The sequence below is a fragment of the Brevibacterium aurantiacum genome (genome assembly GCF_007558825.1).
GTDB classification, from domain to species: Bacteria; Actinomycetota; Actinomycetes; order Actinomycetales; family Brevibacteriaceae; genus Brevibacterium; species Brevibacterium aurantiacum_A.
The window spans coordinates 61,850-81,810 of record NZ_VLTK01000010.1; the positions used below are offsets into that span (position 1 = coordinate 61,850).

General features: G+C 62.9%; 22 protein-coding genes. 15 read left to right on the plus strand and 7 right to left on the minus strand.

From position 1 onward, the window contains the following. Window positions 1-31 precede the first annotated feature (31 nt). The 5 genes from FO013_RS16260 to FO013_RS16275 are packed head-to-tail and all read left to right on the plus strand — an operon-like array spanning window position 32 to window position 4,243. Complete coding sequence (locus FO013_RS16260; protein ID WP_143923613.1) at window positions 32-1,624, plus strand: sodium:solute symporter family protein; 1,593 nt, start codon at window positions 32-34, stop codon at window positions 1,622-1,624. After that, window positions 1,617-2,060, plus strand: a complete 444-nt coding sequence (locus tag FO013_RS23165) for a dihydrodipicolinate synthase family protein (protein ID WP_313900590.1) — start codon at window positions 1,617-1,619, stop codon at window positions 2,058-2,060. The genes FO013_RS16260 and FO013_RS23165 overlap by 8 nt, the downstream gene beginning before the upstream one ends. Beyond that, complete coding sequence (locus tag FO013_RS23170) at window positions 1,966-2,535, plus strand: dihydrodipicolinate synthase family protein (protein ID WP_313900593.1); 570 nt, start codon at window positions 1,966-1,968, stop codon at window positions 2,533-2,535. Before FO013_RS23165 ends, FO013_RS23170 begins: the two co-directional genes overlap by 95 nt. Next, on the plus strand, window positions 2,532-3,554 hold the full coding sequence (locus tag FO013_RS16270) for an ROK family protein (RefSeq protein ID WP_260848206.1): 1,023 nt from the start codon (window positions 2,532-2,534) through the stop codon (window positions 3,552-3,554). Before FO013_RS23170 ends, FO013_RS16270 begins: the two co-directional genes overlap by 4 nt. Continuing rightward, entirely contained in the window at window positions 3,554-4,243 is a 690-nt protein-coding gene (locus FO013_RS16275; RefSeq protein WP_395949900.1) for an N-acetylmannosamine-6-phosphate 2-epimerase, read from the plus strand. The genes FO013_RS16270 and FO013_RS16275 overlap by 1 nt, the downstream gene beginning before the upstream one ends. Before the next feature lie 15 nt (window positions 4,244-4,258). Here FO013_RS16275 and nagB read toward each other — a convergent pair whose 3' ends face one another. Together nagB and FO013_RS16285 are read right to left on the minus strand one after the other, a co-directional pair. Continuing rightward, window positions 4,259-5,041, minus strand: coding sequence for a glucosamine-6-phosphate deaminase (gene nagB / locus FO013_RS16280; RefSeq protein ID WP_143923615.1), 783 nt, complete (start codon window positions 5,039-5,041; stop codon window positions 4,259-4,261). A gap of 13 nt (window positions 5,042-5,054) precedes the next feature. Next, a complete protein-coding gene (locus tag FO013_RS16285; RefSeq protein WP_260848207.1) occupies window positions 5,055-5,765 on the minus strand; it encodes a FadR/GntR family transcriptional regulator in 711 nt (236 codons plus the stop codon). Between the two features lie 143 nt (window positions 5,766-5,908). On the opposite strand from FO013_RS16285, the gene FO013_RS16290 reads away from it, so the two are divergent. From FO013_RS16290 to FO013_RS16300, 3 genes are all read left to right on the plus strand, one after another. Further along, complete coding sequence (locus FO013_RS16290; protein ID WP_143923616.1) at window positions 5,909-6,991, plus strand: SPFH domain-containing protein; 1,083 nt, start codon at window positions 5,909-5,911, stop codon at window positions 6,989-6,991. A 226-nt stretch (window positions 6,992-7,217) separates the two neighbouring features. Further along, the gene (locus FO013_RS16295; RefSeq protein WP_143923617.1) at window positions 7,218-7,742 is read left to right on the plus strand and encodes a MarR family winged helix-turn-helix transcriptional regulator; all 525 of its coding nucleotides are present in this window, start codon (window positions 7,218-7,220) and stop codon (window positions 7,740-7,742) included. Between the two features lie 11 nt (window positions 7,743-7,753). After that, window positions 7,754-8,176, plus strand: coding sequence for an organic hydroperoxide resistance protein (locus FO013_RS16300; RefSeq protein WP_143923618.1), 423 nt, complete (start codon window positions 7,754-7,756; stop codon window positions 8,174-8,176). A 126-nt stretch (window positions 8,177-8,302) separates the two neighbouring features. On the opposite strand, the gene FO013_RS16305 is transcribed toward FO013_RS16300, so the two are convergent. Together FO013_RS16305 and FO013_RS16310 are read right to left on the minus strand one after the other, a co-directional pair. After that, window positions 8,303-9,511 (minus strand): NAD(P)-dependent malic enzyme, encoded by a 1,209-nt coding sequence (locus FO013_RS16305; protein WP_143923619.1) that lies wholly within the window; start codon window positions 9,509-9,511, stop codon window positions 8,303-8,305. Between the two features lie 543 nt (window positions 9,512-10,054). Then, window positions 10,055-10,666, minus strand: coding sequence for a TetR/AcrR family transcriptional regulator (locus FO013_RS16310; RefSeq protein ID WP_143923620.1), 612 nt, complete (start codon window positions 10,664-10,666; stop codon window positions 10,055-10,057). An 88-nt stretch (window positions 10,667-10,754) separates the two neighbouring features. On the opposite strand from FO013_RS16310, the gene FO013_RS16315 reads away from it, so the two are divergent. From FO013_RS16315 to FO013_RS16325, 3 genes are all read left to right on the plus strand, one after another. Beyond that, complete coding sequence (locus FO013_RS16315) at window positions 10,755-11,492, plus strand: SDR family oxidoreductase (protein ID WP_143923621.1); 738 nt, start codon at window positions 10,755-10,757, stop codon at window positions 11,490-11,492. Between the two features lie 132 nt (window positions 11,493-11,624). Then, the gene (locus tag FO013_RS16320) at window positions 11,625-12,149 is read left to right on the plus strand and encodes a TetR/AcrR family transcriptional regulator (RefSeq protein ID WP_143923622.1); all 525 of its coding nucleotides are present in this window, start codon (window positions 11,625-11,627) and stop codon (window positions 12,147-12,149) included. A gap of 40 nt (window positions 12,150-12,189) precedes the next feature. Continuing rightward, window positions 12,190-12,861, plus strand: a complete 672-nt coding sequence (locus FO013_RS16325; RefSeq protein WP_143923623.1) for an NAD(P)H-dependent oxidoreductase — start codon at window positions 12,190-12,192, stop codon at window positions 12,859-12,861. A 67-nt stretch (window positions 12,862-12,928) separates the two neighbouring features. Here the strand turns inward: FO013_RS16325 and FO013_RS16330 are convergent, their stop codons facing one another. Beyond that, entirely contained in the window at window positions 12,929-13,741 is an 813-nt protein-coding gene (locus FO013_RS16330; protein ID WP_143923624.1) for a CoA-transferase subunit beta, read from the minus strand. Next, a complete protein-coding gene (locus FO013_RS16335) occupies window positions 13,738-14,670 on the minus strand; it encodes a CoA transferase subunit A (RefSeq protein ID WP_260848208.1) in 933 nt (310 codons plus the stop codon). Before FO013_RS16335 ends, FO013_RS16330 begins: the two co-directional genes overlap by 4 nt. A 224-nt stretch (window positions 14,671-14,894) precedes the next feature. Here FO013_RS16335 and FO013_RS16340 point away from each other — a divergent pair, with 224 nt between their 5' ends. Beyond that, window positions 14,895-15,548: a histidine phosphatase family protein gene (locus tag FO013_RS16340; RefSeq protein ID WP_143923625.1), complete on the plus strand. Its 654-nt coding sequence runs from the start codon at window positions 14,895-14,897 to the stop codon at window positions 15,546-15,548. 7 nt (window positions 15,549-15,555) lie between these two features. Here FO013_RS16340 and FO013_RS16345 read toward each other — a convergent pair whose 3' ends face one another. Further along, a complete protein-coding gene (locus FO013_RS16345) occupies window positions 15,556-16,908 on the minus strand; it encodes a 2-hydroxycarboxylate transporter family protein (RefSeq protein WP_260848209.1) in 1,353 nt (450 codons plus the stop codon). Between the two features lie 155 nt (window positions 16,909-17,063). Between FO013_RS16345 and FO013_RS16350 the strand changes: the two genes are divergently transcribed. Genes FO013_RS16350 through FO013_RS16360 form a run of 3 tightly spaced genes read left to right on the plus strand, consistent with a single transcriptional unit; the run spans window position 17,064 to window position 19,927 of the window. Then, a complete protein-coding gene (locus tag FO013_RS16350; RefSeq protein WP_143923626.1) occupies window positions 17,064-18,284 on the plus strand; it encodes a CaiB/BaiF CoA transferase family protein in 1,221 nt (406 codons plus the stop codon). Further along, window positions 18,284-19,219: a hydroxymethylglutaryl-CoA lyase gene (locus FO013_RS16355; RefSeq protein ID WP_143923627.1), complete on the plus strand. Its 936-nt coding sequence runs from the start codon at window positions 18,284-18,286 to the stop codon at window positions 19,217-19,219. Before FO013_RS16350 ends, FO013_RS16355 begins: the two co-directional genes overlap by 1 nt. Window positions 19,220-19,225: 6 nt before the next feature. Next, window positions 19,226-19,927, plus strand: coding sequence for a GntR family transcriptional regulator (locus tag FO013_RS16360; protein WP_143923628.1), 702 nt, complete (start codon window positions 19,226-19,228; stop codon window positions 19,925-19,927). Window positions 19,928-19,961: the final 34 nt, after the last annotated feature.

A 19,961-nucleotide genomic window follows, 5' to 3' on the forward strand; every position in this document is an offset into this window, starting at 1 on the left:
ATTCCCGTTCGGACTCACGTGAGGAGGGAGCATGGACGCTCCGGGACTCGGCGGCCTGAATTGGGCCGTAATCATCATCTATCTGCTGGCAACGCTGGGAATCGGGGTCTGGTTCACCCGCAAGGCGAGCGCCGGAACCGATTCCTTCTTCAAAGCCAACGGCCGCATCCCTGCCTGGGCAGCAGGCTTCAGCATCTATGCGACGACGTTGTCTGCCATCACCTACATGTCCACACCTGAGCAGGCCTTCCTCACCGATTGGTCCTACGCGGCCGGCAATGTCGCCATCTTCGCGATCGTGCCGCTCCTCGTCCTGTTCTACATCCCCTTCTTCCGCAAACTCGACGTCACCACTGCCTATGAGTACCTCGAGGAACGCTTCGGCCCCACCATCCGTGTTCTCGGATCGGCCCTCTTCGTGCTCTTCCACATCGGACGAGTGGCCATCGTCGTCTACCTGCCGACACTGGCCATCAGCTCGGTGACCAATATCAGCCCTGTGCTCGTTGCCGCCGCGGTCGGCGTTCTCTCCGTCGTCTACACCTTCCTCGGCGGTATCGAAGGCGTCATCTGGTCCGACGTGGTCCAAGGGATCATTCTCCTCGTCGGCGCAGCCGTGATTCTCATCTTCGGCATCGCCGCCCTCGATGGGGGTCTGGCCACAGTCGCCGCCGACGCGGCAGCAGACGACAAGTTCATCTCGGCCGACAATTGGAAGTTCGGCGGAGCGGCGGCTGCCATCCCGATCGTCTTCCTCGGCTCCGTGTTCAACAATCTCCATCAGTACACCGCCAGCCAGGATGTGGTCCAGCGCTATCAGACGACCGATTCCCCCAAGAGCACGATCCGGTCCCTGATCGTCAACGGGTTCCTCGCGCTGCTGACCATTCCTCTGTTCTACGGAATCGGCACCGTCCTCTACAGCTACTACCAGCACGCCGAGGCTCTGCCCTCCGGTTTCAACACCTCAGCTTTGGTGCCCTACTTCGCCGTCACCGCGCTGCCGGCAGGCATCTCGGGTCTGCTCATCGCCGCGATCTTCGCGGCCGCACAGTCGACGATCTCGTCGAGCCTGAATTCGATCTCCGCGTGCGTCACGGTCGACATCAGGGATCGGTTCTTCCCGCCCAAGAACGGCCCGGCACGCACGGGCGTCGGCTTCTCCCGACTGGTCATCGTCATCGTCGGAGCGATCTCGGTCGGAGTCGCCCTCTACCTGTCCGCGACCGACCAGGCCCAGACCTGGGACCTCTTCCTGTCCATCACGGGACTCTTCGGGGTTCCCCTCGCCGGTGTCTTCGCTCTCGGCATCTTCACCAAACGAGCCAACAGCGCCGGAGTGCTCAGCGGACTGGTGCTCGGTGCCGCTGTCGCCTGGTACGTCCAGGACGTCGCGGGTCTGACACCTTTCGCAGTCTCGGCCGTGGCCTTCGTCGGCGCCGTCGTCTTCGGCTACGTCATCTCCCTGTTCACCGGGGCCCAGAACCGTCGCGCCGACCACGACGTGACGGCCCTGACGATCCACGGCAAACGTGACCAGTACACGCGTCGCATCCCAACATCCCCGACGACAACCTCGGCGGGGGACAGCAACAACATCAAGCAAGGACAGACCAATGAGTGAATTCCACGGCATCATCCCCCCACTGCTGACCCCACGCACCGAAAGCGGAGAGCTGGACCGCGAGGGCACTTCGGCCCTCGTCGATCATCTCGTTGACAGCGGGGTCCACGGCATCTTCGTTCTCGGCTCATCAGGCGAGGTCCCCTATCTCACTGCGAGCGAACGCGATCAGGTACTGGAAACCGCGCTTGAAGCTGCCAACGGTCGGGTCCCGATTCTGGTCGGCATCAGCGAGCAGACGACCGGCCGCGTGCTCGACGAGGCCGATCGACTGCTCTCGATCGGCGGAGACGCCGCCGTGGTCACCACCCCCCTTCTACGCCCTCTCCGATGCCGCCGAGATCGAGCGGCACTTCCGCACGGTTGCCGAACGCCTCGACGTTCCGGTCTTCGCCTACGACGTCCCTGTGCGCACCCATTCCAAACTGCCCCATGACGTCACCGTGCGCCTCGCCCTCGAGGGTGTGCTGGCGGGCGTCAAGGATTCTTCGGCCGATGACGTGTCCTTCCGTCACCTGCTCATCGAGACCAAAGATCTTCCCGACTTCGCGGTCTTCACCGGCCACGAGGTGGTTGCCGACGGTGCGCTCCTCGGCGGCGCTGCCGGCATCGTCCCGGGTCTGGGCAATGTTGATCCGGCCGGATACGTTCGCCTCTTCGACGCCGCCCGAGCTGGTGACTGGATGACGGTCGCAGCCGAGCAGGACCGCTTGGCCCGACTGTTCCAGATCACCGCCGCGCCCACTCCTGGACGCGTCTCCCCCGGTGCAGCTGGCCTCGGAGCATTCAAAACGGCCCTGGCGCTCATGGGCGTCATCGCCTCCAACCGCATGGCCGAGCCGATGCTCGCACTCGATGCAGAGGAGACCAACCGCGTCAGGGAGGTCATCTCCGCCGAGGGGCTTCTGTGACCTCAGCTGCCATCGTCGCCGTCGATGTCGGAGGCACGAAGATCCGTGCCGGTTCCGTCATCGACGGGGTCCTGGACCATCTCCGGGAGGTGCCGACGCCCGCAGCCGCTGGTGCTCGCGCCATCCTCGACTCCATCGCCGAGGTGGTTCGCGGGGTCATCAGCGACACCGACGTATCGACCGTGGGTGGACCCACCCCCGCTTGGAAGGTCGGCATCGGGTCCGCCGGGGTCATCGATCCCGAATCGGGAACCGTCGTCTCGGCCACGGACTCCCTCTCCGGTTGGGCAGGGACAGCGTTGACGTCCGAGATCACGGAGCGTCTCGGAGTCGAGACAAGAGCCGTCAACGATGTCCATGCTCATGCGCTCGGGGAGGCCCTGTCCGGTGCCGCCTGCGGAACCCGAAGCTCGCTGCTCGTGGCCGCGGGAACGGGCATCGGCGGCGGATTCATCACGGACAACCGACTGCTCACGGGCCGCCAGGCGGCTGCGGGACACATCGGTCACGTTCCGGTCGCCGCCGCGCAGGGTCTGCCCTGCCCCTGCGGGGGCCAGGGACATCTTGAAGCGATCGCCTCCGGGCCGGCTGTTCTCTCGGCCTACCGTCGAGCAATCGGCGAACGAAGCCCGGGTGGGCCACAGGTGACCACGACGCGTGAGCTGGCCGAAGTCGCCCGTTCCGGGGACCCATCGGCGAAACGTACGTTCGAGCAGGCGGGCCGAGCCTTGGGCACTGCCCTGGGCGGTGTGGCCAATGTGCTGTCTCCGGAGGTCATCGTCATCGGCGGCGGCCTTTCGGGAGCCGGTGAACTGTGGTGGATCCCGCTGCGCGAGGCGTTTGCGGCCGAACTCATTCCCGCTGTTCGCGGGCTGCCCCTCCGCCCGGCACAATTGGGACAGGACGCGGCCCTGATCGGCGCGGCGAGCCTGTGGTCGACCGGCCGCGGATCCGGCAGGGACACCATCAGCAGCGACACCTACGGGACCACTATGACCACCGGCGAGGAGCCCCAATGATGTTGACCAAGCAGGAGATCGTCGATTCCCTCCGCGGAGGTCTCATCGTCTCAGCCCAGGCCTACCCGGGTGAACCCATGCGGGACCCTCGCACGATGGCTCAGGTCGCGGCCTCCGCTGTGCGCGGCGGTGCGGCCGCCGTGCGCATCCAAGGCATCAGCGACATCCAGGCCACCCGGTCCGCCGTGGAGAGTCCGATCATCGGCCTGTGGAAGGACGGTTCCTCCGACGTCGTCATCACACCGACCTTCCAGCACGCGCACGCCGTGGCTCTGGCTGGCGCTCATGTGATCGCCCTCGATGGCACTCGCCGAGCGCGCCCGGACGGACTGAGCCTGGCGCAGACCATCGCACGTCTGCGTGAGGAGACGAATGCCCTGGTCATGGCCGATTGCGGCAGTCTCGAGGATGCACGTGCCGCGGCCGCCGCCGGTGCTGACTTCATCGGCACCACCCTGGCCGGATACTCAGGTGAGCGCCCGCCGACGACCGGTCCGGATCTTGAGCTTGTGCGTGAGATCCGGGAGGCGGATCTGGGACCGATGCTTGTCGCCGAAGGTCGCATCCATTCACCGGCCGATGCGGCAGCGACCTTGGCCGCCGGTGCCGAAGCCGTGGTCGTGGGCACAGCGATCACCCATCCAACGACGATCACATCCTGGTTCGTCGACGCCTGCCGGGATCGCTGACTGCAGGCCCTGAGATCAGAGCCGCTGTCCCTCGAGTTTGCTCGCGTAGGTGTGTCGGTAATAGTCGCCCAACTGCAGTCGAGACGCGGCCGCGTCGTCGACGAGGATCGTGACATGGGGATGCATCTGCAGCACGGTGGCAGGCCACATCGATGACACCGGACCTTCGACCATCTGGTGCACTGCCTCTGCCTTGTGACCCCCGGTAGCGATGAGCACGAGGTGACGGGCTTCGAGAATCGTTCCCAGGCCCTGAGTCAGGCAGTGCTGCGGGACTGCGTCGACATCATCATCGAAGAAGCGAGCATTGTCGATCCGCGTCTGCCGGGCCAAGGTCTTCACCCGCGTCCGTGAGGACAGGGACGATCCGGGTTCGTTGAAGGCGAGGTGACCATCGGTGCCGATGCCGAGGATCTGCAGGTCGATTCCCCCAGCCTCGGCGATGGCATGATCATAGTCCGCCGAGGCGGCCCTGAGGTCTTCAGCCGTCCCATCCGGACCCTGCACCGCCCCCTCGGCGAAGTCCACACGGGAGACGAACTCGGCGTCGATCACATTGCGGTAGCACTGCGGATGCGAGGCCGGCAGCCCCACATACTCGTCGAGCATGAAGCCGCGAACCCCGGCGAACGAGAGTCCGTCCTGCTCGTGACGCTGCGTCAGCTCATCGTAGACGCTGAGCGGACTCGATCCGGTTGCCAGGCCCAGCACGGATGAGGGCTCCTCGCGGACGAGACGCTCGATTGCGTCGGCGACGAGCGTGGACAGCTCGTATTCAGGGGCGATGATGACTTCCATCAGTTCTCTTCTCTCAAACGACGTCGCGGTCGAGGGCTCGGGCAATCGGGTCATAGTGGATTGTGATCGCAGCGTGGAAGGCCTCGACATCTCCAGATTGGGCTGCTTCCAGCATCTGACCGTGCGCTTGTGCGGTCTGTTCCAGATCGGCGGCCACGGCGACATTGAGCCGGGGAAGCACTGCCGTGTGCACGTCCCAGAAGGCGGCGACGAGCTGGCCGACGAGAGAATTGTCCAAGGCCGACAGCAGTCCCGTATGGAAGGCCCGATCCTGCTGGGGAAACGACTTCCCGTCCTTGGCCATGGCGACCATGTCGTCGACGAGCGCTGAGAGCTCAGGGTTCGTTGTGCCCTGCAGACTTCTCACTATCGCCTCGGACATTCCGAAGTCGAGGGCCCGGCGGACTTCGACGACGTCCCGCAGTGCTCGCAGGTCATCGCCGGGACTGAGCACTCCGCGGAAGACCAGAGCCTCGACGAGCGCATCGAGGGTCATCTCGCCGACGTAGGTTCCGTGCCCGTGCCGGACGTCGACGATGTCGAGCGTCGACAGCTTGCGGATGGCTTCCCTGACATTCGATCGGGAGACGCCGAGGCGGTCGCACAGTTCCCCTTCGGTGGGCAGGAGATCGCCGGGCCTGAGCCCATCGGAGAGAATGAGATCCTTGATCCGATCAGATGTCGTCGTCTTCGCCATCCTCACCTTCCACAGATCGTCTAGCACCGGAACTCCATTATACGTCTGACATCAGATGTACTGCCACCGATTGATTTTGAGAACCCTTACACAGCACCCGCCGTTGTCACTAGAGTGGTCAGCAACAGATGTTGTCCGAAGCACCGCACCTACCCAAGCTCGGAGGAGCCATGGAAATTCTCACCGGCGGCGTCATCGTCGTCATCGTCATCGTCCTCATTCTTGCCGTCCTGCTGTTCGGCAAGCTGAGGACCAGCTTGTTCTTCACGGTCAAGACGCAGGAGAACATCGTCGTCGAGCGATTCGGCAAGTTCAAGAAGGTTGCGAAGCCGGGCCTGAACTTCAAGATGCCGCTCGTCGAAACCACCAGCAAGCCGATATCTCTGCGAGTTCAGCAGCTTGAGGTCAACATCGAGTCGAAGACGAGCGACAACGTCTTCGTCACCGTTCCGGTGGCCGTTCAATACGTCGTGGAGGAAGACAACGTCACCGACGCCTACTACAAGCTGGCGAACTCCGAGGAGCAGATCCGATCCTATGTCTTCGACACCGTGCGCTCCGCCCTGTCGGGACTGACCCTGGACACGGCCTTCGAATCGAAGGACGATATCGCTGAAAACGTCGAACGTCGCCTCTCGGAATCGATGCGCCGGTACGGGTTCAAGATCGTGAGCACCCTGGTCACGGACATCACCCCGGACTCGAAGGTGCGCGACTCCATGAACTCGATCAATGCCGCACAGCGCGATAAGGTCGCCGCGCAGTCCCTGGCCGAGGCCGACAAGATCAAGCGAGTCACCCAAGCTCAGGCCGAATCCGAAGCGATGCGACTGCACGGCGTGGGCGTGGCCGCTCAGCGTAAGGCCATTGCCGAAGGTATCGCCGAACAGTACGCGAAGCTGCAGGAAGTGGGTATCGACAAAACCGCCGAGCAGCTGCTCATGATGACCCAGTACTTCGACACCATGCAGAACGTGGCCCAGGAGGGCCGCTCGAATGTGCTGTTCATGCCCTCAAACCCGGGCGGCCTGGGCGAGATGACGCAGGAGATCAGGAACACTCTCTTCGCGGCCAACGCATCCGAGGATGCGAAGAACACCACTGGGCTGCACGGAGCGACCGGGCCCCAGTCTCAGCAGCAGTCTGTGTCGAAGGCGGCACAGAGCGCACGAGCTGACACGAAGTCGGCCCTCGACCGGGCCGCCCAGCAGGCGCGCACCGAGGACTGGAATTCACCCGCCGACGATGCCTGAGGCGAACAGCCTGCGGCAGGTCTTCTGAAACGACCACCTGATATGCGCAACCGGGCGCCAGTGCGAAATTTCGCACTGGCGCCCATCTGCGTGCTGACAGGAACTTGCACGCATGCAGGCACTGATCGAAGCAACCGACTCCGAGTGACCCCATCAGCATCCGCCTGGGAATCAGCGGTTCAAAATTTCAGTTGTGCACAATTTAATGGTGTGCAACCATTAAGGCATGGACCCGCTCGCACTCGACAGGCAGCTCTGCTTCGCCCTCTACTCCGCCTCTCGAGCGATGACCTCGACCTACCGTGATCTCCTCGACGATCTCGGCATCACCTATCCGCAGTACCTGGTGATGTTGGCCCTGTGGGAGCACCGCCCTTCGGGGAACTCGTCGCAGGACAACAGAGCCGAACCGAACCACGACCCCGGGACGAGGAACACAGGCCTCTCGGTCAAGGAGCTGGGTTCACGACTGCAGCTCGATTCGGGAACCCTTTCGCCGCTGCTGACCCGCCTCGAGGGTCTCGGGTTTGTCACCCGCCGACGCTCGACAGCGGACTCGCGCAGCGTGTTCGTCGATCTCACGTCGCGAGGAGCAGCCGCCAGATCCGATGCCGATTGCATTCCGCGCGAGCTGGCCGAACGCACGAAGATCGACACCGACGAGATGTCGGATCTGCTCGACGCACTGCAATCGCTGACGCGCAATCTCCGCGAGGCCCCCACGACACACCACACAATGCATCACCGATGAAAGGACTGATCATGAAGGCTCTCTACACCGCAGAGGCGCTGGCCACAGGAGAAGGACGCGACGGGCACGGACGCACAAGCGACGGGAAGGTCAATCTCGACCTCGCCACCCCAACCGAGATGGGAGGGTCCGGCAAAGGCACGAACCCGGAACAGCTCTTCGCCGTCGGCTATGCCGCGTGCTTCCACTCGGCCCTTCGCCTCGTCGCCGGACAAGCCAAGGCCAATATCGACGACTCCGCCGTCGGGGCACAGGTGAGCATCGGCAAGAACGATGAGGGCGGCTTCCAGCTCGCCGTCGCACTCGAGGTCACTCTCCCTCACCTGGAGCAGACCGAGGCCCAGGCGTTGGCCGACAAGGCTCACAAAGTCTGCCCGTATTCCAATGCCACACGCGGAAACATCGAGGTCACAATCACCGTCACCGACGACTGACCTCGTCAGCCTCGACCGATCCACCCTCCCAAGAGGGTCCCAGCGATCACAGACACCAGAAAGAGCTTCGGGCTCGGAGGGCATCTGCCCGCCGAGCCCGAAGCTCTCATCTCATCGAATGCCGAGTCAGCGCCTCGCGACGCCTTCGGCATCCGCAGCGGCCTCAACCGCAGCCGCCACAGCAGGAGCAACCCGCTCGTCCATCGCACCGGGCACGATGTAGTCCGGACGCAGGTCATCGCCGACCAGGTCGGCGATGGCACGCGCGGCGGCAAGCTTCATCGCGTCTGTGATGTCGGTGGCTCCCACGTCCAGGGCTCCGCGGAAGATTCCGGGGAACGCGAGGACGTTGTTGATCTGGTTCGGGAAGTCGCTGCGTCCGGTGGCCACCACTGTGGCGTACTTCGCGGCGATGTCCGGCAGAACTTCCGGGTTCGGGTTGGACAGGGCGAAGATGATCGCGTCATCAGCCATCTGCGACAGGTGCGCCTCGTCGATGGTGCCGCCGGAGACTCCGATGAACGCATCGGCGCCGTTCAGCGCTGTGTCGATTCCGCCGGAGATGGCCCGTGGGTTCGTCTCGGCGGCGAGTGCCTGCTTCGTTTCGGTGAGATCGCTGCGGCCAGCTTCCACGATACCCTTGGAGTCGAGGACGACGACGTCGTCGACACCGGCATCACGCAGAATCTTGACGACGGCCACACCGGCTGCACCAGCACCCGAGACGACGACACGCAGTGACTCGAATGGCTTGTCGACCACGCGCAGCGCGTTCGTCAGCGCGGCGAGCACGACGACGGCGGTTCCGTGCTGGTCATCGTGCATGACGGGAATGTCGAGGGCGGCCTTGACGCGGTCCTCGATCTCGAAGCAGCGAGGCGCGGAGATGTCCTCGAGGTTGACGGCACCGAAGGTGGGAGCCATGCGCACAATGGTCTCGACGATCTCGTCGGTGTCGTTGGTATCAAGCACGATCGGGATCGCGTTGAGTCCGCTGAAGCTCTTGAACAGCGCACACTTGCCCTCCATGACGGGCAGAGAGGCCTTAGGGCCGATGTCACCGAGGCCAAGCACAGCCGAGCCGTCGGAGATGACGGCGACTAGGCGGCCGGTCCAGGTGTGGGTGCGAGCCATTTCCGGCTCGTCCTTGATCGCAGTGCAGACCTTAGCCACGCCCGGCGTGTAGGCGATCGAGAGATCGCGCTGGGTCTCGAGCGGTCGAGTGAGCTCGGCGGAGAGTTTTCCGCCTTCGTGTGCGGCGAAGATCTCCCCATCGGTGATGGCAGGAGCAGAGGCCTGTGCCGCCTGTGCGGCAGTTTCGGTCGTAGTCGTCATGTTTGATCCCTTAAGGTCGTGTGACGGCCGGCGGAAAACCAGTGCTGTCATCGAATGTCGTCATTGGAATGCGCCCGGATCTCAGAATTCTCGGGACAGCGTTCATGTCGGAACAAAAGCCACGCGATGGTTAGCGCGGCAACGTCGGCGCACGTGAACGATCGAATTCCTTTGTGAAGGGTCGAACGCATGCGCGCAGTGCAGGAGAGCGACGCATCTCAGCGGATCTCGACTTGGTCAGTCGCTCCTGGCAACTGGATCAGCATAACGCACCGATTCGGTGGTGCCTATGAAAATCGCCCCCTTCGCCGAGGCGGCTCACCGGTGCGCACCCCGCTCAGCGGCCCTGTTGATGAGTTCGCCGGATAAACGGCCGGGCCCCCTGCCCTCCCCCGGAATGTCAGGGAACTCTACGGTTTCCCCACCGCCTGCCTGAGCGCGAAACAGGGCTATTCAATAGGACTTTCCTGGCCGCAGAATAGACGCGGGAGAGCCTGCACCCCTACTGAAGGCATGAAGTTCACACCACCACATGAGCTCGAGCTACGTACCGCTGCCTGCCCCACGAAGCGAATACGTCACCAGGCGATCGACATTGAGATCGGCGAGCGGCACCTTGAGGATGAGGAGACGGTGATAGCAGGCTCCCCACAGCTGGTCGACCATGATGTCGAGATCTGCCTCGGCGTTGAGTTCACCGGTCAGCTGGGAGACCCGCAGTCGCTGCCGTGCCAACTCGCGTCGGGGAAGGGCGTAGGTGCGGCTCCATACATCGGCGACATCTGGGTCGATCTGCACCGCGCCGATGAGCTCCGTGATCGGCTTGCCCACCTTCTCATCGGTCAGGAGTGTCACGAATGCGGTGAGCTGAGCAACCAGATCCGCATGCAGGTCACCGGTGTCTGGGAACTCGAGCGTGGGTTCGCTGCTTGCGAAGTACGCCTCTGCCGCTATCGCACCGGGCGAGGGCCACCATTTGTACAATGTGGTCTTACTCGCACCGGATTCCCTCGCGATCCGCTCAAAGGTGACCGCCTGCATGCCTTCCTCAAAGAGAAGTCGAACCGTTGCGGTCAGCACCTCGGATCGAACCTCGGCGGCGGACCGACGGCCACGCCCCCTCTTCTCCGCTGACGCCTCCACTGATACCTTCATCGCTGCCCCTCACTTATGAACACACCGTCCATAACCGTGCTAATCTATTTATGAACGAATTGTTCATATCATATCGCAAGGAGAGACCATGGCCAGCACACAGGATCGGGTCGCAATCGTCACCGGCGGCTCCGGAGGGATCGGACGCACCAGCGCTGAACGCCTGGCCGCCGACGGCTTTGCCGTCGTCGTCCACTACGCAGGCAATAAGGACCGTGCCGACGACACCGTCTCCGGCATCGTCTCGAATGGCGGCAGCGCCATCGCCGCGGGAGGCGACATCGCCGACGAGCACGCCATGGCCGCCTTGTTCGATGTCGCCCAGGATGAGCTCGGCGGCGTGGACGTGCTTGTGCATTCGGCCGGCATCATGCCCTTGTCGCCGATTGCGCAGCTGGATCTGGAAGTATTCGACCAGGTGCAGCGCACAAACGTGCGCGGCACATTCGTCGTCGACCAGCTCGCAGCGCAGCGCATGCGCGACGGCGGGGCGATCATCAACTTCTCAACGTCTGTCACTCGCCTGCAGATCCCTGGCTACGGCGCGTACGCCGCATCCAAAGGTGCAGTCGAAGCAATCACGCTGATCCTCGCCCGGGAGCTTCGCGAACGCGACATCACGGTCAACGCAGTCGCTCCCGGCCCGACCGGCACCCCGCTGTTCTTCGAGGGCAAGACCCAGGAACAGATCGATGGCATCGCGTCCGCAAACCCCATGGGACGCCTGGGCACACCGGAGGATATCGCCGAGGTGGTGTCATTCCTTGCCGGCCCCGGCCGATGGGTCAACGGTCAGACCCTGTACACCAACGGAGGCGCCGCGTGAGCACGGTCTTCCGCCGGGTCGCTCACCACTACCGGTCGGAAGCCGCACTGCAGAAACAGCCCGAAGAAGCCGTCACCCGGCACCACTGACCGAGCATTGCCGATGTAAAACGATCGTTGTACAGTTGTCGATATGACCACCACACGATCGGACATCATCGCCAGCAGTGAGCGCGTCTTCGACCGCAAGGGCTTCGCCGCCACCGGCATGGACACCCTCACCGAGGCGGCCCACGTGTCCTCGCGGACACTGTACAAACACCTGGGCAGCAAGTCAGAGCTGGCCGTCGCCGTCCTCGAGACCCGCATGGAGCGGTTCTTCGACTCGTGCACGGCCGCGAGCATCGATGATCTCTTCACCGGCCTCGAGACGTGGATTCGGGCCGAAGGTGCGCGGGGCTGCCTATTCCTCCGCGCACAGGGTGAAACCGACTCGCCTGACTCCGGAATCTCCACGGTCGTCTCCGAATATCGGAGGCGGTTGCGCGAACTCATCGGCCACCTCGTCGAAAACGTGCTCGGGCGCGCGGACGAAGCGCTGACCAATGAGATGCTCATCGTGTTCGAGGGCGCCACCTCGGCGGCGTCCTATCTGGGCACAGGCGCGGTGACCGCGGCCCGAGGCGCAGCGAGCGCGCTGCTTGATCGTGCGCGTTGAATCGATCCCACTGACTGCCACCGACCGAAGGATCAGGCCCATGCACCTGCTGACCGTCTTCGCCCACCCGATCCGCACAAGCTACCCGGGCACGGTGATGGATGCCTTCCACGAACCGTTCGTAGCCGCAGATCACTCGATCGATGTCCTCGACCTCCACGCCGAGGACTTCGACCCACGATTCACCGAGGCGGACCACAGCCACTTCTGGGGCGGTCCGATCCCGTCCGGCATCGCCGATATGCACCAGCGGGTTGAGGCCGCAGACCGATTGGCGTTCGTCTTCCCGGTCTACTGGTGGTCGATGCCGGCGCTGATGAAGGGGTGGATCGAACGGGTCTTCACCGGCGACTGGGCCTATCAGTACGGTGCGGGTGTTGCCGACAGAGGCAAGGAGCCGCTGAACGGGCTCCTCCCCCGCGTACCGACAGCACTCCTCGGAGTCGGCGGTTCCAAGCAGCGCACTTATGACAAATACGGGTATGGGGAAGCGATGCACGCCCAACTCGACATCGGCATCTTCGCCTACTGCGGAATCACAGATGTCGAAAGCCACCTCATCTACGACGTCGAAGGTGAACACAACGCCGCTAACCGAACCGCCGGAATCGCCCAGGCGCGAGACATCGCCACCGCATTCGCGTCTGAGACCCGCACTCCGAGAAACGCGAAAGTGGACTATCTCGAGAATCGTTCAGGCCGTTCGGCCTGATCATCATCCTCGTCCTGCTGTTCCACGACCCATGGTTCGCCGACTTGTCTGTCGACGGCAGCTCGACTCAGCGCAGATAGATGCGGGTGGGGTCGAGATCGTCCCTGAGCACGGCCAACTCTTCGGGCGTAGGTGCGTGAGTCGCTTCGAGGTCAGTCGCGACCTGCAGGTCCCATCCGGTCTGTCGGACAACCTCGGCGGGGTCGACTCCTGGGTGCACCGCCGTCAGCGTGAGCTCCTCGTCTTGGGCGAATCGGGTCATGATTCCCAGGTCCGTGATCACGTGCGTGACTCCTGCACCGGCGGGCATGGTGCCGACTTCAGACTGTGCCGCCCGGTGGGGACTGGGCGAGGTGACGAAGTCGAGAGTCTCGACGAAGGTGCGCGGGGTGTGGCGACGCATGACGAGGAAGATCTCAGCCGCCCCGGCCATGGCCTCGATTGCTCCCCCGGAACCGGGAAGCCTGCTGTCAGGGTGCTCCCAGTCGTCACCGATCAGAGTCGAGTTGAGGCTGCCGTAACGATCGACCTGAGCTGCACCGAGGAATCCGACGTCGATCCGCTGCCCCTGCAGGACATAGTTGAACAGGTGGGTCATCGGAATCACCGAGGCGGCTCCCGGCACCAGCACAGAGTCGGAGATAGTGCGCGGAAGGTCCGGTGGCCTGGCCCCGGTGACGCCCGATTCGTAGACGATCTCGATCTCCGGTGCCACGGTGCGCTGAGCCAGTGAGGTGGCCAGCGTCGGCAGTCCGTGTCCGGCGAAGACGACTCGGCGTCCGGCGAGGGCTCGAGCCGAATGGATGGTGAGCAGTTCACTGCTCGTGACGTCCTCACCAATGCTCTTCGTGTCGGTGTGCTCAGGTGTGCCAGCGGTCATTCCCGGCCTCCATAGTTGACGGGTGTCGAATAGGCGTCACGGATGCCCAATTTGTCGAAATGGTCGGCTCCGAGCAGGGCAAGGAACTCCTCATGGTCTGCAGTGTCATGGATGTTGGTCTGCAGCCACTGCTTGACCGACTCGGCATCACGGGCCATTGCCGACCAGTCGCGAGAGAAGGCGTCGTCGCGGTCGTAGTATCCCTGCACTGCGTGCGGGTGCGCGCCGCGTGGCACCTCAACGACGGCGTCGACGACGTGGGAGGGAACGATCGTACGGTTCGGGTCGGACCGGATGATGGACTCGTCGACGATCTCTTCAACGGTGACGATGAGCCGGCGGCCCGCGAAGGCTGCCTCGGTCTGGATCCCGAGCATTCCCCAGGCCTGCACGTTGCCGGCGGAGTCGGCCCGTTGGGCATGGATGACCGTGAGATCAGGGTTGAGAGCGGGGACGACATAGATCGGCGGGCCGCCGAATGGGTCACCCACGGCCTTGATCCGAGGATTCTTCTGGGCGAGATCGCTTCCCCGGTAGGAGGCGATCGGCTGGAATGGCAGCTTCGAGGCGCCGGCCTGGTATCTGGCCACCATTCCGCCGTGGCTGTATTCGTCGAACCACAGCGGCTCAGGATCCGAATGCTCGACTCTCCGGCGAAGTTCGTAGAGGGAGCCTGCCGAGCTGTTGGCCACGAAGGCAGCGATCAGTCCCGTGAGACAGTTCGCGCCGAGGAGCTGGTCGACGATGACATCACAGGACATGCGTGCCAGGGTGAGATTCGAGAATCTCTGACGGATGATCTCGTGTGCAGCAGCGACTGGCACGAGGTGGCCGAAGCCCTCCAGCGCGACCGTGTCTCCATCATTGAGATGGGCGCTGATCGCCTCCGACAGACTCATCGTCTTGTCCATCGCGTCCTCCTTGAGCATCGATTGACTGTGACCTCGATCATCCTGCCAAAACAATTTATGCCAGTCCAATGCAGAAACTGTCCGCCATTCATACATTTTGAGCATTATTTACAATTGGTCGCTGCCTCGCGAAATTGTTTCGACCGAACGATCGCTCAGGTTCGATCGGCACCGTAGACTCGAACTCGATCGGCAATTGCGCGCACCGGCTCCGATGGCGGACGGTCGAGATGAGGAGAAACATGAGTGTTCTGTATCTGGTCCGACATGGCCAAGCATCATTCGGCACCGATGACTATGACCGGCTGTCCGACCTCGGCAAAGATCAGAGCCGCATCACCGGCAAGCATCTCGCAGCACAGAGAGTCGCGCCGGTTCGCATCGTCCACGGTGAGATGCTGCGCCAGCGGCAGACTGCCGAAGGCATCCAGACCGGCCTCGGCAGCGGCCTGGATCCTCACATCGATTCCGGCTGGAACGAGTACCAGGCCTGGGAACTCACCGGGGCCCTGACCGACCCCGATCCTCGTGCGCAGAAGGATTCCAAGATTTTTCAGGCCGAGCTCGAACGCGGAGCTGCCCGCTGGGCCAGTGGAGACTACGACGGCGACTACACGGAGTCGTTCAAGGAGTTCACCACTCGCGTCAACACCGCCCTCGATGACGCGTGCGCGACAATGAGTTCTGGCGAATCCACGATCATCGTCTCCAGCGCCGGGGCAATCGCGTGGACGGCGGCCAGATTGCTCGGAGGCGGCTTCGACCAGTGGATGGCATTCAACCGGGTGACCGTGAACACCGGAATCACCCGCATCGTCACCGGCCGCAGCGGCACCAGCCTCATCTCCTTCAACGAACACGGCCACCAGATCCCGGAGAAGGTCACCTACCGATAGTCGACCTCTACAGCAGGTACGGGGCCAATGCAGACAAGGCAACGAGGACCAGCCCACCGCCGATGCGCGAAGAGATCGACAGGAACGGCAGCAGATTCAATCTCTGCGAGGCCTGCAGCACAGCGAGGTCACCGCTGGATCCGAAATCGGCCAGCCCCAGACCGGCCGCGATCGCCGATTCGATCCAGTACAGCTTGACCAGCCAGCCCACGAAGCCGGCGACAAAAGCGGCCACAACCACGGTCAGCACAGTCATCGCCATGTATCCGGGGTCCGAGACCAGCGACAGGACCTCGTCGATGTTGATGGCGATCATGCTGATAGAGACGAGGATCGCAGGAATCATCGAATTCGCGACGAAGACGTACCACAGGTCGACCGACTCTTCCACGTACTGCGGCATCGGAACGAAGATCTTCGCCAGCGCGCAGATGAGGATGAGGAACACATAGGCATGCAGCACCGGAAACAGGTCGCTGAGCAGATTCGACACGGCGAAGAGTGCGCCGGCGATGAAGAAGCCCATTACAGCCAGCTTGACTGCCGCCGCCGGTGAGCCGAGCTTCTCGGCCGTCGCTTCGGGCAGACGAACCCCCTGAGCGAGGACCCCATTGCCGTTGAACGCCTTGAGCCGGTGTCCGTGCTTCTTGCCCACATTGTTGAGGACCGCGGCAACGACGATGCAGACGATGTTGGCCACCGCGACCGCCGGCACCAAGGCCGTCAGGTATTCGGCCGCTGATCCGCCGCTGTTGTGAGCGATGATCTCTGAGATCGGAATGGCTCCGGCTGCAACGCCGCCTCCCAGAACCGGTCCGGCGACGAAGAAGATCGCATAGCCCGCACCGACTCCGGTGACCTGCCCAATCAGTCCGATCACGGTGAAGCACGCTGAGATTGTGACGATGATCGGGATGAGAATTCGGGCGCCGGCCTTGATGAGCAGGCTGCGAGGCATCCCGAGGATGCTGCCTGTGATGAGCGCCGCCACGACGAATTCTCCGAACCCCGAGGTGTCATAGAAGCTGGTCACCAGGCCTTCGATGGAACCGGGGAGAACACCGACGTATTTGAAGATCGCCGGAACGAGGATGCAGAGAATGACTCCGCCGCCGATCACCTTGAAATAGGGGATGGAATTTCCCACCCACATCAGGATTCCGCCCAAGGAGATGACTACCGCGAAGGCCGCCGTCATCCCGGTCCCCTCAGATGTGAGGCTCACTGCGATGAGGGCGATGATCGCCATCGGAATGAAAGCCAGGATGGGCAGCCCCATTATCGTGCGATCGACGGTCGTCTTCTCCTCCTGCACGTTCTCCGCCTGCTCAGAGTCCTCTTTGACTTCTCGACTTGTCATAATTGTTCCGGTCCTACCTGGTAGACAAACTTCATTGATTGCATACAGATTCGTGTATGGTGTTTCTGTAATCGGCTCCATTGCTGGGAACGATTGAAAGCATACCTCAGAATACCGACTGATTGTATGCAACTTATTGTTTCAAAGGAGAACCAGTGAACGAAGTGACACCGCGCCCCTCAGGTACAGGACCGCTGAGGGGAATTCGAGTTCTTGAGATGGGACAGCTTATCGCCGGTCCCTTCTGCGGACAGCTGTTGGGCGACCTGGGCGCCGAGGTCATCAAGATCGAGGACCCCAAGAACGGTGATCCGATGCGCCAATGGGGACAGGCCACCATCAAGGGCTCATCACTGTGGTGGTCTGTCCTGGCCCGCAACAAGAAGTCCGTGACGCTCAACCTGCGCACCCCGGAGGGCCAGGAAGCTGCACGAGCATTGGCGAAGTCCGCCGACATCGTCGTCGAGAACTTCCGCCCGGGCTCGCTCGAGAAATGGGGCCTGAGCCATGAAGAGCTCCGGAAGTCCAACCCCGGGCTCATCATGCTGCGCGTCTCCGGGTTCGGCCAATCAGGGCCCTATGCCAAGCAGGCCGGCTACGGGTCCATCGGTGAAGCCATGGGCGGTCTGCGCTATGTCGTTGGGGATCCATCCACTCCCCCATCACGGGTCGGGGTTTCGATCGGTGATTCACTGGCGGCTCTGTTCGGAACCATCGGCGTACTCGCTGCACTCCAGGAAAGGCACAACAGCGGCCTCGGTCAGGTTGTCGACTCTGCGATCTACGAATCCGTCTTGGCAATGATGGAGTCCATGGTGCCCGAATGGGCAGACGACGGCATCCAACGCGAACGCAGCGGTTCGACCTTGCCCAAGATCGCTCCCAGCAACGTCTACCCCACCGCAGACGGTCAGTGGCTCGTCATCGCCGCCAATCAGGACACGGTCTTCGCACGCCTGGCCGCGGCCATGGGCAATCCCAGACTCGCCGAAGATCCCGAGTACTCCACCCATACAGCCAGGGGCGAGCGCCAAGTCGAACTCGACGAGCTGGTTGCCGAATTCTCAATGCAGTTCAAGGCCGACGACCTGGTCGAACTCCTCAACGAGCATTCCGTGCCTGTCGGGAAGATCTTCCGGGTCGAAGACATGCTCAGTGATCCGCAGTACAAGGCCCGCAGGTCCGTCCTCGAGGTCGAGAGCAAGGACTATGGAACAGTCACAATGCAGAACGCCTTCCCCCGGCTCAGCCGCACAGACACCGCCGTACGGTGGGTCGGACCCGAGCTCGGCCAGGACACCGACGAGGTGCTCACAGAGGTCGGCTACGACCACGACGCGCTCACAGCTATGAGAGACAAGGGAGTGATCCGCTGATGTGGAATCTGCCGGAGAGTGCTCGCGTCGTCGAGGTGGGGCTCAGAGATGGTCTCCAAGCAATCGAGACACCGCTGTCCACCGATCGTAAGATCGCCATCGTGTCCGAGATGATAGCCGCCGGATTCAAGGAGATCGAGGTCGCCTCCTTCGCTCACCCGAAAGTCCTGCCGCAATTGGCCGACGCAGAGGCTGTCCTGGCCGGAATCCCCCGCCCACCTCATGTGCGCTTCCGCGCTCTCGTCCCCAATGCCAGAGGTGCGGTTCGAGCCGCACAGTGCGAAATCGACGAGCTGACCTTCGTCATTCCGGCAGAGGACGGCATGGCATCGAAGAACCAGGGCACGACGACGGACGGCCTGTTGGCCCAACTGGAGGAGATCAGAGAGGTCTCACAAGGTGCAGGTCAACGACTCATCGTCGCCGTCGCCTGCGCCTTCTTCTCCCCCTGTTATGGACCGGTGTCGAAGGCGGCACGCGACAAGGTCGTTCGGAAGGCGCTTGAGGTCGGTGCCGATGGTATCTACCTCGCCACGACAACCGGCGAGGAGACGCCGCTGGAGGTCTTCTCCGGCATCAGCGAGACCAAGCGCGATTTCCCAGGCCTGGAAGTCGGTGCGCATCTGCACAACCGCAACGGCTTCGCCCCGGCGAATGCATTGGCTGCCCTGTCTGCCGGCGCCGACTGGCTCGAATCCTCGGTGGCCGGGCTCGGCGGAGACATGTGGTTCCCCGGGGACCCGAGCGTGCTGGGCAACATGGCAACCGAGGATCTCATCCACCTGCTTGATGGAATGGGCATCTCCACCGACATAGACTTGAGCCGTGTCAGACATATATCTGAAAGTCTCATCGAAGAGACGAACTTCCCAGTCTCCTCGTTCGTCAGCCGAGGTGGCACCCGTGAGGAACTCGCCAACGCATCGTGGGGATAGTTCCACATGCCTGTAGACAATGACGCGACGCTGCCCCAGTTCGGCGACTCACACTGGACCGAAGTCAGCTCACGCATTCTCGGCTTGGTGGTGTCCGGGGACCTGCCACCTGGATCATGGATACGTGAGAACGACCTCGCAGGTCGCCTCGGTGTGAGCCGGACCCCCATTCGCGAGGCGTTTCGTGAATTGGTGGGCGTCGGTGTCGTCGAGGTCGTTCCGCGCCGCGGAACGCGTGTGCGCAGCTATGACGCCGAGGAGATCGAACAGATCTACCGCTCACGTGCGGTCATCGAACCATATGTCATGTCCGAAAGCGTCGGGCGGCTGACCGAGGATGACTTTTCCTCACTGTCCGAGCTGACCGAACAGATGAAGAGCCTTGGGTCCGATCCGACGACGCGGCACCACATCGCCTCGGTGAACAACGAATTCCACGCCATCTTCATCCGCAGCAGTGCGGCCCAATCCCTCATTTCGACGACGTACAACCTCATGATTCCGATCGTGGTGGCGAAGCTGTTCGCGTCATACTCGGACAACGATGTGTCATCGAGCATGAACCATCACGATGAGCTCATCGCTGCAGCCCGGGCCGAGGACAAGGAATGGGTCGCCGCGGTGAGCAAGGCCCATATCATCAGTGGGCTCAACCGGTTCAAGGCCATGCAGATCGAACAGACGCCGGAGCACGACGACCCCCAATAGGCATCGTGCGCCGGGGTCGGGAATACCAGGCGGC